Origin of the sequence: Mycobacterium asiaticum, from assembly GCF_001673365.1 — a bacterium.
Classification (GTDB): domain Bacteria; phylum Actinomycetota; class Actinomycetes; order Mycobacteriales; family Mycobacteriaceae; genus Mycobacterium; species Mycobacterium asiaticum_A.
The window spans coordinates 1-16085 of record NZ_LZLS01000134.1; the positions used below are offsets into that span (position 1 = coordinate 1).

Here is a 16085-nt window from a genome sequence, read left to right on the forward strand (position 1 = left end):
GGCTGGGTAGGCGGGGTGGGCTCGGTAGGCGTGGTGTTAGACGGGGTACTCGGGGCCGCTCGGCCCGTCAACAGGCTCACCACACCCTGCAACTGCTGCTCGGCATTGCGCAGCGATGCGGCTATAGCCGCCTCGGTGCTGGCATACCATTGCGCGCCGGCGCTCAGGGCCTGCACAAACCGGGCATTGAAGAACGCCGCCAGTTGCGCGCTGAGCGTCTGGTATTCGCGGGCCTGCAGGCTGAGGAAGCCGTTGATCGCCGCTGATATCTCGTCCACGCCGAGCGCCGCCAGACCGGTGGTAGGCGCCGCCGCCGCAGCGTCGGCCATAGTGATTGCCGCGCCGATGCCCTCGACATTCGCCGCCGCCGCGGACAGTAGCTCCGATTCGACAATCACATATGACATGTCAATTCCTTAGATCACAAAACAATATTTGCCTATAACGGGCAGATATCGAACGGATAACGAACATATCGCCGAGACCGTATCACCACGGATGTAAACCCGTATTGAAAATGGCAGCATTATCACGCAGGAGTGGCGACAATGCCCGTGAGAAAACTTTTCAAGCTACCAGCTGAGCGCAGAGCTGTACCGCAGAATACGCGGAGTGCGCAATAAGAAAGCGGCTTATACGACGCCGCGCAGGGCGTCCGCGCCGAACATCGGCTCCATCATCGCCGAGTAGTCCGGCCCGCGACGCACCATATGGCCGCCGTCGCAGTTGATGCATTGGCCGGTAATGAAGCTTGCGGCGTCGCTGAGCAGAAACATCGCCAGGTTGGCCACGTCTTCGACCTCGCCCACCCGCGGCAGTGGCGTGCATAGCGCGTAATCCCCGCTGATCTCCGGCGACTGGATCACGCTCGCGTCCACCAGATCGGTGCGGATCAAGCCGGGACGGATGCTGTTGACGCGTACCCACGAGGCGCCGAGCTCGTCGGCGGCCAGCTGCATCATGTGGTCGATGGCCGACTTGGTGACCCCGTACGGCCCGAACCAGCGGTGAGTATTGCTGGCCGCGATCGACGAGATCCCCACGAACGAGCCACCTCCGCCGCGCACCAGCTCCCGCGCGACGTGCTTGAGCACATACATGGTGCCGTTGACGTTGAGGTCGACGGTGCGACGCCACGCGTCGGAATCGGTGTGCGTGATAGGCCCAACCGTCAGTGAGCCGCCCGCGCTGTGCACCGCCCCATGCAACCGACCGTGCCACGCCGTCGCGGCGTCCACCACGTGGGCAACCTCGTCCTCGTTGGTGACGTCGGCGGGTTCGTAGCGGATCGACCCGGACAGCTGCAGGCCCTCGATCTCCTCGACCGCCCCAGCCAGCCGGTCGGCGCTGCGCCCGACGATCATCACCGACGCGCCGTCACCTACCAGGCCGGTGGCCACCGCCTTGCCGATACCGCTACCGCCACCGGTGACCAGGTATGTCCGGTCTTGGAATGAAAGCTGCACTGCGACGCCTTCCGCCGAAACTGAAACAGGTTCTAACTATCGAATCATGCATCGCCGCTGCTCCCCCGCGCGGCTACGGCCTCGAGTGTGCAACCACGGATTTGCGTGTGCGGCCAGGGCGGAAAATTCGCCACATCCCAACCCTGACTGCACAATCAAAGCCACACGTACACAACCGATTTAGCGCAGTTACGGCGTATCGCGGCGGGCAACCTTGGTGGGCCGTGCGGTGCGCCAGTCCTCGACGTCTGGCGGCAGTCCGACCGGGAACCGGTTCTCGTTGTGTGCGGCCCAATGCGCGTGGCCGAGCTCGTGCACGTGAAACGCGTGACGCAGCGCCTCGGTGAATCCCATCGCGTCCGCGGCCGCGTTGACCGAAGCCTTGACCAACAGCGACGCCATGGTCGGCCGCTCAGCGATGCGTCGGGCGAACTCGAGGGTCTTCTCCTCCAGCTCGTCGACGGCAAACACCTTGGACACCATGCCCAGCCGGTAAGCCTCATCGGCGTCCAGCGAATCACCGGTCAGCAGTAGCTCTTTGGCCTTGCGCGCCCCGAATTCCCATGGGTGAGCGTAATATTCGACGCCCGGCATCCCGAGACGCACGGCGACCACGTCGCTGAACTTCGCGTTGTCTGCCGCCACGATCAGGTCGCAGGCCCAGATCAGCATCAAGCCGGCCGAGATCGCGTTGCCCTGGACCTGGGCGATGGTGATCTTCCGCAGATCGCGCCAGCGCCGGGTGTTTTCGAAGAAGAAGTGCCATTCCTGGTGGTAGAGCTTCTCGATGATCGGTTCCAGCGTGGCCCCGTGCGACCTGTAGGTCGGATGCTGATGCGGACCCGGCTTGCGTTCCAGCAGCGCCTCCTCGGACCCGAGGTCGTGACCGGCGGAGAAGTTGCGACCGCGTGCCGCCAGGATCACCACGCGGACCGTATCGTCTGCCTCCGCGCGCGAAAACGCCTCGTCGAGTTGGACCAGCAGAGTGCGGTTCTGCGCATTGTGGGCGTCGGGCCGGTTCAGCCAGATCCGCGCGATGCGACCGTCGTCGAGAGTTTCGTAGGCCACGAACTCTGGCGCTTCGGCCTGTCCATCCGCAGCGCTGGCCTGCTCGGAACTCGTCATTGCGCCCACCTCACTTGTCAACGGCTTGACGTTACACATTACGGCCAGTGTGTAAGTAGTGTGTCGTCGGGCCTGCGCCTACGCGGCCGCCCAGCTGGGCCGACGGGCGTGCCCGAGGCGAGCTTGGCCTAGCATGAAGTAATGCCCACTAAAACGGACCACGCTGAACTCGGCGACGTGGAACCACTGGCCGACAGCACCGCGCGGCAGGCCAGGCGGGTTGTCGCCGCCTACGCGAACGACGCCGACGAGTGTCGGGTTTTCCTGTCCATGCTCGGTATCGGGCCGGCGAAGCACGAGAGCTAATGGCTTCCAGGGGTGGCCCGACCTCGAAGCTGAAGAACGCTGAAACCGCGGTGCGCCCCGGGGACTCCGAGTTCGTGGTGGTCGCCAACCGGCTGCCCGTCGACATGGAGCGGCTGCCCGACGGCACCACAAACTGGAAACGCAGTCCCGGCGGCCTGGTCACCGCGTTAGAGCCGCTGTTGCGCAAGCGCCGCGGCGCGTGGGTGGGCTGGCCGGGTTTGCCGACCGACGACGTCGACTCCGACGAGGACCCGATCGACCAGGACGAGATGCGTCTTCAGCCGGTCCGGCTGTCGGCCGAGGATGTCGCCCAGTATTACGAAGGATTCTCCAACGCCACGCTGTGGCCGCTGTATCACGACGTCATCGTCAAACCGATCTACCACCGCGCATGGTGGGACCGCTATGTCGACGTCAACCGCCGATTCGCCGAAGCCACCGCGCGCACGGCCGCCGAGGGCGCCGTGGTCTGGGTGCAGGACTACCAGCTGCAACTGGTGCCGGCAATGCTGCGCAGCCTGCGCCCGGACCTGACCATCGGATTCTTCTTGCACATTCCGTTCCCACCGGTGGAACTGTTCAGGCAGATGCCGTGGCGCACCGAGATAATCGAAGGTCTGCTCGGTGCCGACCTGGTGGGGTTCCATCTACCCGGCGGTGCGCAGAACTTCCTGGTGCTGGCTCGGCAACTGATGGGCGCCAACACTTCACGCGGATCGGTCGGGGTGCGGTCGCGATTCGGTGAGGTCGAATACGATTCGCGCACCGTGCGCGTCGGCGCATTCCCCATCTCCATCGATTCCGGGGAACTCGACAACGCCGCACGTGAGCGCAGCATCCGGCGGCGAGCCCGCGAGATTCGCAGCGAACTGGGCAACCCCCGCAAGGTGCTGCTCGGGGTGGACCGGCTCGATTACACCAAGGGCATCGATGTCCGGTTGAAAGCCTTCAACGAACTGCTCGAAGAGGGCCGCGCCAAGCGGGACGACACCGTGCTGATCCAGTTGGCCACGCCTAGCCGGGAGCGCGTCGAGAGTTACCAAATCCTGCGCAACGACATCGAACGTCAGGTCGGGCACATCAACGGCGAGTACGCCGAGGTGGCCCACCCGGTGGTGCACTACCTGCACCGTCCGGTACCCCGCGACGAGTTGATCGCGTTCTTCGTGGCCAGCGACGTCATGCTGGTCACTCCGCTGCGCGACGGGATGAACCTGGTGGCCAAGGAGTACGTCGCGTGTCGCAGCGACCTGGGCGGCGCCCTGGTGTTGTCGGAATTCACCGGCGCCGCAGCCGAACTCCGTCAGGCCTATCTGGTCAACCCGCATGACCTCGAGGGCGTCAAGGACGCGATCGAGGCGGCGCTCAACCAGTCCGAGGAGGAGGGGCGGCGCCGGATGCGCGCGCTGCGTCGCCAGGTGCTCGTACACGATGTCGACCGGTGGGCCCGGGCATTCCTTGAGGCGCTCACCGAAGCGCACCCGAAGATTTCGGACTAAGTTAGCAACGAGCGCGGCGGCTTGTTACATTTGTCGCGCTTTGGGGTAATTCCAGGTATTCCATGCTTATCCGAGCTCTCCTACCAGGATGTACGCCACTGGGTTCAAGCCGCTGACCAGGGCTGATTTGTCAACAAACTGGACAAAATTCATGTGCCAGCAAACATTCCGGTCGCTCAATATCCGCAGTAATATCGGCGCACGCGGTAGCAATTCGGGCCGTTACTTCGGGCAAAAAAGGGGACATTCGATGCACTCACGGAAAATCAAAATTACGGTCGCGGCGACGGTAGGGGCGGCCCTTGCGCTGTTCCTGTCCGGATGCGGGACCAGTCCATACTCGGGCGGCGTCGAGGACTACCACGGCTGGTCCTACGGGCAGGCGGCCACAAATACCGTGGAGGCGGCACTGCAGCAGTAACCTCGTCCCCACCCCCGCCCCGACTGTGGATCTCACGACGCGACGCGCCGATTGAGCGTCGCAGGATTCGCAGTCGGCCGGGCGGGGCTCGCCGAACCCATGGTGCTGGGCGCGAATCGCTGTGATACTCAGATGCAGCGCTTTGGCAGCGAAGTGTGGATCGGGAAGGTGGACGAGTGAATATCCGACAGGGGCTCGCCGCTGGCGCCGTCATCGGTTCGGCCGTCGCAGTGGGGATGGCGCTGGAATCGGGAAGCCCGGCATACGCGATCGGACCGCCGCCGGACGGCACGTACACCTTCAGCGAGGCCGGGGTCTCCGGGGTGAGTTGGACCATCGGCGCGGCATGCGCCCAACCGTCCGGAACGCGCAATATGGACGACTATTCCGACCCGATCGTTTGGGCGATGAACTGCGCGCTCAACGTGGTGAGCACCACCCCGGCGAACAACACCCGCAGCGAACACCTGCAGAACTTCAGCTCCCGCGCGCGGATGAGCAGCATGCTGTGGACCTTCACGGTGAACAAGTCAGAAGGCGTTACTTGTCCGGGCGGCGGCACCGCGCCGACCACCGAAACCTATGCCTTCAGCGACGAAACACTCACCGGCACGCACACCACAATCCACGGCGCGGTATGCGGAATGCAGCCGGACATGAAGAAGGAGCCGTTCTCCCTGCAGCTCGCCGGGCCTCCGCCGAGCCCGATTGAGCGTTATCCGATGCGCTGCAACGAGATTGCGATCTGCTTCTAGCCCCTAAATCGGGGTGATGTAGGCGATCAGCCACTTGCCGTCGATGCGCTTGAACTCGACCCGCAGGCGGCTGCCGTCGTAGAGGGGCTGGCGTGATTTGTCGGTCACGATGCGGTTCATGTACACCATGACTGTTGCCGAATTGCGTTTGGCGGCCATGACTCCCACGCCGACAACGTTGGCCTGGATCACCACCTCCCGCTTCTTCGCCTCGGGGATGATCTGGTCGTTGACGCCCTTCTTGAACTCCTGGCGATATTCCGGCGTCAGCAGCGGGTAGGCGTCGGTGAGAGTGCGTTCGACGGTCTGGAAGTCGTAACCGAAGAATTGCGGGATCTCCCGTTCGGCCAGTTTCGGCAGCACCGCCCGCGCCGCCTGCTCGCCCTGGGTTTCCACCCGGTCCCAGTAGAACCAGCCGCCCGCGGCCGCCAACACGACGATCAAGGCCACCGCCAAACTCCCGGCGACGGTGAACAGCCACCGCAGCCAGCGCATCAGTTGCCCCCGTCGGGATACATCAGGTCATAACCGGTCATTTGGCCGTGCTCGTCCTGATGCACGATCACCCGTAGCCGGTACGGCTGGGAGGGTTTGTTGACGCCGTCGATGTCGGTGACGGTCACCCGCACCGCCACCAGGACCGACGCGTTGTCGCTGATGTTGTCGATGCTTTCCAGTGCGGCGCCGTTGACGACGGCTTCGGAGGTCGCGTTGGTCTTGCGGAACAGATCCTTGAGGAACGCGACGTTGTCGGTACCGAACTTGCTGCGCAACGGACCGCTGGTGCCGTTGACGAACCGGTTGACCGATTCGTCGATGGTGTCGGGGTGTAGCTGTACATGTTCACCACGGTTTGGCGGGCGGCGTCGACAAAGCGTTCCGCGCGGGCCTGCCGCGCCTCGGCCTCCCGGTACTGCAGAACCAGAACGGTCACACCCCAGACCAATCCGGCGATCACCAGCAGCGCCGCCGCAAGCGAGACCCAACCCACCATCCGAGCGTTCGGCCGGCGGCGGCGTGGCGGACGGATCGTTTGGGTGACGGATTTGTCTGGCCCCTTGCCCGCGCCTTTGCCCGTGCCCTTGCCCGCCTGGGCCGGCCGCTTGGACTTGGGCTTGGACTCGGCGACAGCCGTCGCTGCAGCGGTCTCCTCGGTGGCCTTGTCCAACGAAACAGCGCTGGACTCACCTTTCGGCGGACCCGCCGCACGTGAGGCCCGCCGGCGGACGCGTTGCGTCGGCGCCTGTTCTTCTGCCACTGCTGGATCCACTACTCGATTCGGTTACTGAGGCTGCGGAGCCAGCATCAGGTCCACCCAATTCTCGGCGCTGGCCCTGCCGGTCACACCGGACGCGAAGATACCAGTGCCGCCCGCTGGATCCTTGAACCGGCCGGTAGACGGGTCGTAGGTGGTGTACGCCGCCCCGCTTGCCTGCGGTTCCGGGCCGGTCCCCAAGGGTGGCGGCGGCGGCTCCAGAAACTTCGGGTAGGGCAGCTGCGGAGGCTCCGGCGGATAGTTCGGCGGCATCCACGACGGGTTACCCGGCGGCGGTGGGACGTTGTTAGGCGGCGGCGGGTCGTAGGCAGGCTGGTGCGGCGCCGGACCCGGACCCGGCGTCACACCGGGCGGGGGCGGACCCACGACCGGAATGCCCGGGTCAGGGTCGGCTCCCGGGGGAATGAACGGGAAATGGTTGGGCGGCAGGATGTTCAGCCCGTTGGTCACCGGCGTGCCGTACGGGATGGGCGGCCCACGCCACGGGTTGGTGCCGATCGGCACGTACCCGCGCGGGTCACGGCACAGTGCCACCGTGGGTGCCCGCTTGCCCGGGAATTCCTGGCAGGGGTAGTTGCGGGCGCCGCGCACATCGGTCGGGTCGTTCTGCGCGGTCTTGCAGTACAGATCACGCGGAACCTCGCGCACCGTCTCGTCGGCGGGTGTGCGCATCAACGGTGCCGGGATGAACCCGGTGCTGCATGGCGGCGGGTCGTTGAGGTCGAGCTTGAAGTCCAGCTTTGCGCCCTCGTCCTGAGGTGCGCCGCCGGCGGCCGTGGTGATCGCGGCGAACAGCGCCGGGAAGACCACCAGCAATTGCTCGATCGTCTTGTGATAGATCACGCCCACCCGGCCCAGGTTGGCCATGTTGGCGGCCAGCGCCGGAAAGGACGGCCGGATACCGCTGAACGTCTCGTTGGCCGCGTCGATTGCGTCCGGGGCGGTGGCCAGTGTGTCGCGCAACCGCGGGTCGGCCTGGCGCACCTCGGAGGTGAACCGTGCCAGCCCGTCCGACAGCGACTTGATGTCGGCGCCCGCGCGGATCTGGGCTTGCAGGAACGGACCGGCCTGGTCGATCAGCTGGGACACCTGTGGGTAGTTCGCATTCGCCTCGTCCACCAGCAGACGGGCTGATTCCACCAATCTGGCCAACTCCGGGCCGGTGCCGTTGGTCGCGATGAACGCCTCATGCAGCACCTCCCGCAACCGCGTATCACCGAGGCTGTTGACCAGCGTCTCCGCCTTCTTGAGCAGGTCCGCGACGTCCTGACCGATGCGGGTGTTGGCACGGTCGATCTTGGCGCCGTTGCGCAATTTGCCCGGCGCCGCGTTGGCGGGCGGGACCAGGTCGATGTACTGCTCGCCGATCGCCGAGACGCTCTTGACGGTGGCGGTGACGTTGGCCGGAATCGGGGTGCCACTGTTCAGGCGCATCTCGGCGGTGACGCCGCTGGGGTTCAGCTGCACCGATTCGACGCGGCCGACCGCGACACCGCGGTAGGTGACGTTGGCGTTCTTGTAGAGGCCGCCGCCGGCGACGAAGTCGGCGCTCACCGCGTAGGTCCCGACGCCGAAGGTAGCGGGCAGCCGCAGGTAGAAGATCGCCATCACGGTCAAGGTGATGACGGTGATCACCGCAAATATGGACAGTTGGATCTTGGTGAGTCTGTCGAGCATCTTCCCCGCCTCTACTGTGCTGCCGTGCCGGGCGGGATCTTGAACGGGTCGGCCGCCTGTCCGGACAGGTTGGCCAGTTCGCCGAGCAGGAACTCGGGCGGAGTGAGCACCTCTTCCATGTGCATCATGTTCGGATCCAGGGCGTAGCTGGTGGTGAAGAACGTCTCACCGAGTCGTCGCAGGGTCAGGTCGAACGTGGTGAAGACGTTGAGGTAGTCGCCACGCACGGCCTGCTTGATACCGAAGTTGGGGAACGGGAACGTCAGCATGATCTGCAGTGCGGTGACGAAGTTCTTCTTGTTGTCGTTGAGCGCCTTGAGCGTCGAGTACAGGTCTTTCAGGTCCGCGGCGAAGTCAGCCTTGGTCTGAGACAGCACGTTGGAGGTGACCACCGCCAGCCTGCGCAGCGAAGCGAAGGCGTCGACGATGTGACCCCGGTTCTTGTTGAGCACGCGGACCGCGTCGGGCAGGGAGTCCAGTGCACGGCCCAGATTGTCCTTGTCGCGCGCCAGGATCGCCGAGAACCGGTCCAATCCCTCGACCGCGGTGATGATGTCGTTGACCTGGCGGTTCAGGCCCGACGTCAACTCGGCCAGCCGGGGCATCAGGTCGACGAACTGACCCTGCCGCCCGGCCAGCGCCTGGTAGGCCTCGTCGGTGATCTCTTCCAGCGCACCGACATTGCCCTTGTTGACCACGACTCCGAGGGCGGAGAAAACTTCCTCGGTGGTCGGGAACCGGCCCGTCCTCGACTCCGGAATGCGCGACCCGTCGCGCAACTTGCCCGTCGGCGCCTGGTCGGTCGGGGGGGCCAGTTCGATGTGCAGTGAACCCAACAAAGAAGTCTGGGCGACCTTGGCGATCGCGTTGGCGGGCAGCACCACGTTCTTGTCCAGCGCCAGCTTGACCGCGGCATAGAAGGATCCGTCGGCCCGCTGCTGAGCCGATATCCCGGCCACACTGCCGACTGTGACGTCGTCGACCATCACCGGCGAGTTCTGCGGCAGGGTCGACACGTCGGGCAGCTCGACGGTTATCGAGTAGGCACCACCGCCGTGGCCGGCCGTGCCGGGCAGCGACAGGGAGTTCAGCCCACCGAACGAACACCCGGCGAGTACCGCACTGCTAACAGCTAACACGCTGCCGCGCAACAAGATCCGCTTCATCGGCCTTCGCTTGAACCCCCTCAACGTCCGGCTCCTTGCTCAGCGGGCAGCGGCGGTCCAGGGGCCGGAGCTGGGGCTGCAGCCGGTGCGGCCGGTGCGGGACCCGGCGCGGGCCCGTACCCCGGCGGCGATCCCGGACCGGGCCCGGGCGCCGACGGCACGAACAGGCTCTGCAGGTCCGTGGCGTTGCCCGGCGCCGGGCGTCCGGACCCGTTGGCCGGGATCCAGGTGAGCTCCGGTACCGGCGTTTCCGCCTTGGCCTGGGTGGCCGGGGTGTCGTAGATGATCTGGCCCTTATAGGCGGTGATGGTGTTGAGCGGGTGGAACATCAGCGGCGGGAAGTTCACCGTGAGTCGGCGCAGCACCGGCCCCAGCCGCTCCCGGCAGATCTCGGCGCGGCGGAAGTAGTCGGGTGCCGAGGGGCCGGCTGCGGTGTCGAAGGAACCGCCGCAGATGAACTGCACCGGGTTCATGAAGTTGGGCAGCGACAGCAGACCGTTCAGGGTGCCCTGGGCGGGGTCGTAGATGTTGTAGAAGTTCGCGATGCCGGGGCCCGCCACATGCAGGACCTGCTCGATGTTCTCGCTCTGATCGGACAGGGTCTGGGTGAACTCAGTGAGCTGATTGACGGTCTCGATCAGCGTCGAGTTGTTCTCGTGCAGGAACCCCCTGACGTCCGACAGTGCTTGGTTGAGCGCGCCGAGGGTGTGGTCGAGGTTGCGCGAGCTGTCGGCGAGCACCTGCGACACCGAGGCCACGTGCCCGGCGAACTGCACGATCTGCTCGTTGCTCTGCGCCAGCGCGTCGACCAGGATCTGCAGGTTCTTCACCGTCCCGAAGATGTCGGAGCGGGAATCGCCGAGGCGGCCGGCAACCTGCGAAAGCTCGCGCAGTGCGCTGTGGAAGGAGTCGCCGTTGCCGTTGAGGGTGTCCGCGGCCTGGTTGATCGCCGCGCCCAGCGGGCCCTGCAGTTCTCCGGCGGCCGGACTGAGCGAAACGGAAAGTTGGGTCAGCGCCTCCTTGACCTCGTCCCACTCGACCGGAACGGCGGTGCGGGTCAGGTCGATACTGGCGCCGTCGCTCAGCACCGCTCCGCCGGTGTAGGCGGGCGTGAGCTGAATGAACCGCGCCGCCACCAGGTTCGGCGACATGATGACGGCCTTGGCGTCCTTGGGAATCTTGATGTCCTCGGACACCGTCATGGTGATCTTGACGTCCTGGGCGCGAGGGTCGATCGACTCGATCTCCCCCACGGGAACCCCGAGGATACGCACCTCGTCACCCGGGTAGAGCCCCACCGCGGAGGTGAAGTAGGCGGTGATCTTGCGGCCGCCACCGCCTGCGGAGAACGCCGCGTACGCACCGCCCACCAGGGCCACCACCAGCGCGATGATGGTGACGGTCCGCAGGCCCTTGCTGCCGAAGCGTTTCGGTGTCGTCATGGTGATTTCGGCCTGATCGTCCAGCGCTCCTGGATCATTCCGCGCAGATAGTCGGCGAAGCTGTCGGGCAGTTTGCCGGGCTGGAAGACCACGTCGAACATGGTCGCAACCAGCGGCGCCGGGATGGCACCGAAGACGTTGACGTTGAATCCAGGCCCGGACCCGACCACCTCGCCCAGCGTGGTCGCGTAGGCGGGCAGTCGCTTGAGGGCCTCGGTGATGTAGTCGCGGCGCTCGTTCAAGTTCGCCAGCACCTGGTTGATTTTGGTCAACGCCGGGCCGAACTCCTTGCGGTTGTCGTTGACGAAGCCGGACAGCTGCGCCGACACGTCGTCAATACCCGAGATCAGCGCACTCAGCGCCGCCCGGCGTTCGTCGAGCGCGGCGAACAACTGATCGCCGTCATCGACCAGCTTGCGGACCTGTGCGGCACGGTCGGACAACACCGCCGTCACCGTCTTCGCGTGCGCCAGTAGGCCCTGCAGCGCCTCGTCGCGGGTGTTCAGCGTGCGCGACAGCGACGTCACGCCATCCAACGCGCCGCGCAATCCCGGGGTGGCGTCGTGCAGCGTCTCGGTGAGCACCTTGAGTGCCTGCTCGAACTGCGGCTTGTTGAGGTTATTGGCGTTTTGGCCCAAGTCCTCCAGCGCACCGGCCAGGGTGTATGGGGTGGTGGTCCGGCTCAGCGGGATCGTGGTCGCCTCTCCGGAGCCGCCCGGGCTCACCGAGATGGAGCGCTCGCCGAGGATGGTGTCGGTGCGGATCGCGGCAAGCGACTGGTTACCCACCACGACGTGCCGGTCCACCTTGAAGCTGATCTTGGCGCTGTCGCCGGCCAGTGCCACCTCGCTGACCTTGCCCACCTTCACGCCCGAGACCAGGACGTTGTTGCCCGGTCTGATGCCGGCGGCGTCGGTGAAGTACGCCGTGTAGGACTTGCCTTGCGGCCAGAACGGGAGTCCGGCGTACCCGAATGCGATGAGCACGACGAACGTCACCACCGCCAGGCCGATGATGCCGGTCCGAAGCGGGTCCTGGTCGCGTTTGCTGCCCGGCTTACTCTTTGGCAAAAGCGCACCTCCCCTTGCTCGAATCCACCTGGCCACCGAGGCCAAGCCGGATGTCGGAGCCGGCCGGGCCGTTGATCTTGATCGTCACCGAGCAGAAATAGATGTTGAAGAACGACCCGTAGGTGCCGAGCGCGGCCAGCCGGAGGTAGTCCTCACCGAGTTGCTCGATGTCGTTGTTGACCTCCTCCTTCCGGGTGTCCAGCTCGGTGGCGAACGGGCGGGCATTCTCCAGCACACCCTGCAACGGGCGGCGCGAATTGCGCAGCAGCTCAGCCAGATCCGTCGTGGTCGTCGACAGCGGCGGGATCGCCCCCGCGATGGTGTCCTTGTTCTTGGCGAGCCCCTCGATCAGCTGCTGAAGCTGGTCGACGCTGGACGAGAACTGCGCGCTGCGCTGGTCGATCGTTCCCAGCACGGTGTTGAGGTTGGTGATCACGTCCCCGATGAGCTGGTCACGTTTGGCCAGCGCCGACGAGAAGGCGCTGGTATCGGCCAACACGTTGGACAGCGCGCCGCCCTGACCCTGCAACAACTCGATGACGGCGCTACTGATCGTGTTGATCTTGTCGGCGTCCAAACCCTTGAGCACCGGCTTGAGGCCCCCGAGCAGCGCATCAAGGTCCAGCGCGGGTTGGGTGTGCTGGGAGTTGATGGTCCCGCCCGCCGGCAGCTTGACCAGCTGGCCCGGACCGGACGTGATCTCCAGGAAGCGGTCGCCGACCAGGTTTTCGTAGCGGATCACCGCGCGGGACGACGAGTACAGCGTGTAGCGGCTGTCGACGCCGAATTCCACGTCGACGGTGTTGTCGGGGTTGAGCTTGACGCCCGAGACCGCGCCGACGGGCACGCCGGCGATGCGGACCTTCTGGCCTCCCTTGAGCCGCGACGCGTCCAGGAAGGTGGCGTGGTACTTGTTCTCCGAACCGAATCGGAAGTCACCGAACACCACGACCAGGGCGGCACTCACCAGCACCATGACCACGGTGAAGATGCCGACCTTGATCACCATCGACCGATGCGACGGCATGCCCCCGCCCGCCATCAGAAGTCGTCCCGTTCTGCGAAGGCGCCGTGGAAGAGGAATTGCAGCGTCGACGGCGCGTCGAACTGGACCTCGGTGAACGGCTCGTAGGGGACCAGCGCATTGTCGGTGACCAGGAACGGCGCCCGGTAGAACGACCCGCCGGTCTGCTTGGTCGGAATGTCGGGCAAGCCACGGCAATTCGGACCGCCGGATGCATTCACGATGGGCAGGCTCTCCGGATAGGTGTAGGCCGGTGCACCCAGCACGAAGCTTGACGACGTGAACAGGCCCGCCTTGCGCACACCGAGCAGCGGCGCGAACTCCTTGATGCCGCGATCGATGCCGGCCAGCAGGCAGCCGAACTCCGGTGAGTAGTCCGCGGCCACCTTGAGCGGGGCCCGCAGCCGCTTGATGGTGTCGATGAGGTTCTGTTCGGCCGGCGCCAACGTCTCGTATCCGTTGTTACCGAGGCCGATGGCGGCTAACAGCGTGGTGTTGAGGTTGTTCTGCTCGTCCACCACCGTCTTGCTGATGGTCGGCAGGTTGCCGATGATTGTGTTCAGGTCGGGAGCGGCGTCGCCGTAGTAGCCGAGCGCGACACCGGCCTTGCGGAAATCCTCCTGCAGCGCAGGCAGTTTCGGGTTCGCTTGCTTTGTCAGGGTATTCAGCCCACTCAGCAACGCTCCGAAGTCGTCGCCGTGGCCGCGCAAGCCCTCGGACAGAGCGCTCAGCGTCCCGTTCAATTCGACGGGGTCGACCTTGTGCAACAGGTTGATCAGCGACTGGAACAGCGTATTGACTTCCAGCTGAACGGCTTTGGCTTCCACCGTGGCACCTGGCCGCAACGACGTCGGCGCCGGATCCTTCGGCGGTGGAATGAACTCCACCGACTTGGCGCCGAATATGGTGTTTCCGGCGATGTGCACGGTCGCATTGGACGGAACGTAGTGCAGCTGGGCGGTTTCGATGGCGAGCTTCAGGCGTGCCTGGTTGCCGCTGTAGGTGATGTCCTCGACTTTGCCGATCTGGATGCCCCGGAACTTGACCTTGGCGCCGGGCTCCATCACCAGACCGGCGCGGGGCGTCGCGACGGTGACGGCTTCGGTCGAGGTGAACGCCGCGCTGTAGGACAGGTATGTAAAGACCGCCGACGCGACGATCAGGGCAACCAGCACCGCCGCGGCCACGCGGCCCGCGGTGCGTGATGATCCTGTGCCTGCCATCGTCGTTATCCCGAGAGATTGAAGTTGCCGGACGCCCCGTAAACGGCGAGCGAAATGAACAGAGTAATGACCACGACGACGATCAGTGACGTGCGGACCGCTTGCCCGACAGCGATACCGACGCCGACGGATCCCCCGCTGGCGTTATAGCCGTAGTAGGTATGCACCAGCATCACCGCGATGGACATCGCGATGGCTTGCAGGAACGACCACAGCAAGTCCGACGGTATGAGGAAGGTATTGAAGTAGTGGTCGTAGAGGCCGGCGGACTGTCCGTTGATGAACACCGTGGTGAAGCGGGCGGCGAAGAACGCGGCCAGCACCGACAGCGAATACAACGGGATGATCGCCACCAGGCCCGCGATCAGCCGGGTTGACACCAGGTAGGAAACCGAATGCACCGCCATGCACTCCACGGCGTCGATCTCCTCCGACACCCGCATGGCACCCAATTGGGCGGTGGCCCCGGCGCCGATGGTGGCCGCCAATGCGATGCCGGCGATCACCGGTGCGACCACCCGCACGTTGAGGAACGCTGACAGGAAGCCGGTGAGCGCTTCGATGCCGATGTTGCCCAGCGACGAATAACCCTGCACGGCGATGACACCACCGGAGGCCAGCGTCAGGAAGGCCGCAACACCGACCGTGCCGCCGATCATCACCAGCGCGCCCGCGCCCAACGTCATCTCGGCGATCAGGCGGATGGTCTCCTTGCGGTATCGGGTGACCGCGTTGGGGATGTAGCGCATCGTCTGGCCGTAGAAAAGCGCCTGCTCACCGAGGTTGTCGACCGGTTCCTGGACCCTCGAGAGCAAGTTGCGTAGGCGGAAGGTGGCGTCGTAGCTCATCGCATTGTCACCATCGCTGGGTCGCAGTCATTTGTTACCGCCCTACTTCGCCGAGATTCTGACACCGATGGCGGTCATGACCACGTTGATGACGAATAGACAGATGAATGCGTAGACGACGGTTTCGTTGACTGCGTTGCCCACTCCCTTGGGGCCACCTTTGACCGTCAAACCGCGATAGCAGCCGACCAGTCCGGCCATGACTCCAAACAGCAGCGCCTTGACTTCGGCGAGGATCAGCTCGCGCAGACCTGTCAGTACCGTCAGCCCGTTGATGAAGGCACCGGGGTTAACGCCCTGCAGAAATACGGAGAAGGCGTAACCGCCGGATAGGCCGATAATGCAGACCAGGCCGTTGAGCAGCACCGCGACCAGCGTTGACGCCAGCACCCTGGGCACCACCAGTCGCTGGATCGGGTCGATGCCCAGCACCCGCATGGCGTCGATTTCCTCGCGGATGGTGCGCGCGCCCAGGTCGGCGCAGATCGCGGTCGCCCCGGCTCCGGCGACAACGAGCACCGTCACAACCGGGCCCAGCTGGGTGATGGTGCCGAATGCCGTTCCAGCGCCGGACAAGTCGGCGGCGCCGATTTCGCGCAACAGGATGTTCAGGGTGAAGGCGACGAGGACGGTGAACGGGATGGAAACCAACAGCGTGGGCACCAGTGACACCCGCGCGATCATCCACGTCTGGTCGAGGAACTCCCGAAACTGAAACGGCCGCCGAAAGGCGGCACGTGCGGTCTCGATCGACATTTCAAAGAAGCCGCCAACAGCCCGGGCCGGT

The 16085-nt window shown here is 65.1% G+C and carries 16 protein-coding genes and 1 pseudogene; 4 read left to right on the top strand and 13 right to left on the bottom strand.

Annotated features, from left to right (window positions below; genetic code table 11):
- From A5634_RS14555 to A5634_RS14565, 3 genes are all read right to left on the bottom strand, one after another.
- Nucleotides 1-407, bottom strand: a 407-nt coding sequence (locus tag A5634_RS14555; RefSeq protein ID WP_081290435.1) for a PE family protein, incomplete at its 3' end; no start/stop codon positions are given.
- Nucleotides 408-632: 225 nt separating this feature from the next.
- Complete coding sequence (locus A5634_RS14560) at nt 633-1466, bottom strand: SDR family oxidoreductase (protein ID WP_065144756.1); 834 nt, start codon at nt 1464-1466, stop codon at nt 633-635.
- A 189-nt stretch (nt 1467-1655) separates the two neighbouring features.
- A complete protein-coding gene (locus tag A5634_RS14565; protein ID WP_065144757.1) occupies nt 1656-2591 on the bottom strand; it encodes an enoyl-CoA hydratase in 936 nt (311 codons plus the stop codon).
- A gap of 141 nt (nt 2592-2732) precedes the next feature.
- Between A5634_RS14565 and A5634_RS28230 the strand changes: the two genes are divergently transcribed.
- From A5634_RS28230 to A5634_RS14575, 4 genes are all read left to right on the top strand, one after another.
- Nucleotides 2733-2897: a hypothetical protein gene (locus tag A5634_RS28230; protein WP_155769550.1), complete on the top strand. Its 165-nt coding sequence runs from the start codon at nt 2733-2735 to the stop codon at nt 2895-2897.
- Entirely contained in the window at nt 2897-4396 is a 1500-nt protein-coding gene (locus tag A5634_RS14570; RefSeq protein ID WP_065144758.1) for an alpha,alpha-trehalose-phosphate synthase (UDP-forming), read from the top strand. The genes A5634_RS28230 and A5634_RS14570 overlap by 1 nt, the downstream gene beginning before the upstream one ends.
- Before the next feature lie 250 nt (nt 4397-4646).
- The gene (locus A5634_RS28235; protein ID WP_155769551.1) at nt 4647-4817 is read left to right on the top strand and encodes a hypothetical protein; all 171 of its coding nucleotides are present in this window, start codon (nt 4647-4649) and stop codon (nt 4815-4817) included.
- Between the two features lie 176 nt (nt 4818-4993).
- Nucleotides 4994-5572 carry a hypothetical protein gene (locus A5634_RS14575; protein WP_065144759.1) on the top strand — a complete coding sequence of 193 codons (579 nt, stop codon included), beginning with the start codon at nt 4994-4996 and terminating at the stop codon, nt 5570-5572.
- A 3-nt stretch (nt 5573-5575) separates the two neighbouring features.
- On the opposite strand, the gene A5634_RS14580 is transcribed toward A5634_RS14575, so the two are convergent.
- The 10 genes and pseudogenes from A5634_RS14580 to A5634_RS14625 form a co-directional block, all read right to left on the bottom strand.
- Entirely contained in the window at nt 5576-6058 is a 483-nt protein-coding gene (locus tag A5634_RS14580) for a mammalian cell entry protein (protein WP_155769553.1), read from the bottom strand.
- Between the two features lie 8 nt (nt 6059-6066).
- Nucleotides 6067-6842, bottom strand: a pseudogene (locus A5634_RS14585) (mammalian cell entry protein).
- A gap of 12 nt (nt 6843-6854) precedes the next feature.
- Entirely contained in the window at nt 6855-8525 is a 1671-nt protein-coding gene (locus A5634_RS14590) for a virulence factor Mce family protein (protein WP_065144761.1), read from the bottom strand.
- A gap of 11 nt (nt 8526-8536) precedes the next feature.
- On the bottom strand, nt 8537-9691 hold the full coding sequence (locus A5634_RS14595; protein ID WP_065144762.1) for a virulence factor Mce family protein: 1155 nt from the start codon (nt 9689-9691) through the stop codon (nt 8537-8539).
- 20 nt (nt 9692-9711) lie between these two features.
- On the bottom strand, nt 9712-11133 hold the full coding sequence (locus A5634_RS14600) for a virulence factor Mce family protein (RefSeq protein WP_065144763.1): 1422 nt from the start codon (nt 11131-11133) through the stop codon (nt 9712-9714).
- The gene (locus tag A5634_RS14605; RefSeq protein WP_155769552.1) at nt 11130-12203 is read right to left on the bottom strand and encodes a virulence factor Mce family protein; all 1074 of its coding nucleotides are present in this window, start codon (nt 12201-12203) and stop codon (nt 11130-11132) included. The genes A5634_RS14600 and A5634_RS14605 overlap by 4 nt, the downstream gene beginning before the upstream one ends.
- A complete protein-coding gene (locus tag A5634_RS14610; RefSeq protein WP_065144764.1) occupies nt 12190-13245 on the bottom strand; it encodes an MCE family protein in 1056 nt (351 codons plus the stop codon). The genes A5634_RS14605 and A5634_RS14610 overlap by 14 nt, the downstream gene beginning before the upstream one ends.
- Nucleotides 13245-14450: an MCE family protein gene (locus tag A5634_RS14615; protein WP_065144765.1), complete on the bottom strand. Its 1206-nt coding sequence runs from the start codon at nt 14448-14450 to the stop codon at nt 13245-13247. The genes A5634_RS14610 and A5634_RS14615 overlap by 1 nt, the downstream gene beginning before the upstream one ends.
- Before the next feature lie 5 nt (nt 14451-14455).
- The gene (locus A5634_RS14620; RefSeq protein ID WP_065144766.1) at nt 14456-15298 is read right to left on the bottom strand and encodes an MlaE family ABC transporter permease; all 843 of its coding nucleotides are present in this window, start codon (nt 15296-15298) and stop codon (nt 14456-14458) included.
- 42 nt (nt 15299-15340) lie between these two features.
- The coding region (locus tag A5634_RS14625; RefSeq protein ID WP_172831702.1) for an MlaE family ABC transporter permease at nt 15341-16085 on the bottom strand (745 nt) is incomplete at its 5' end.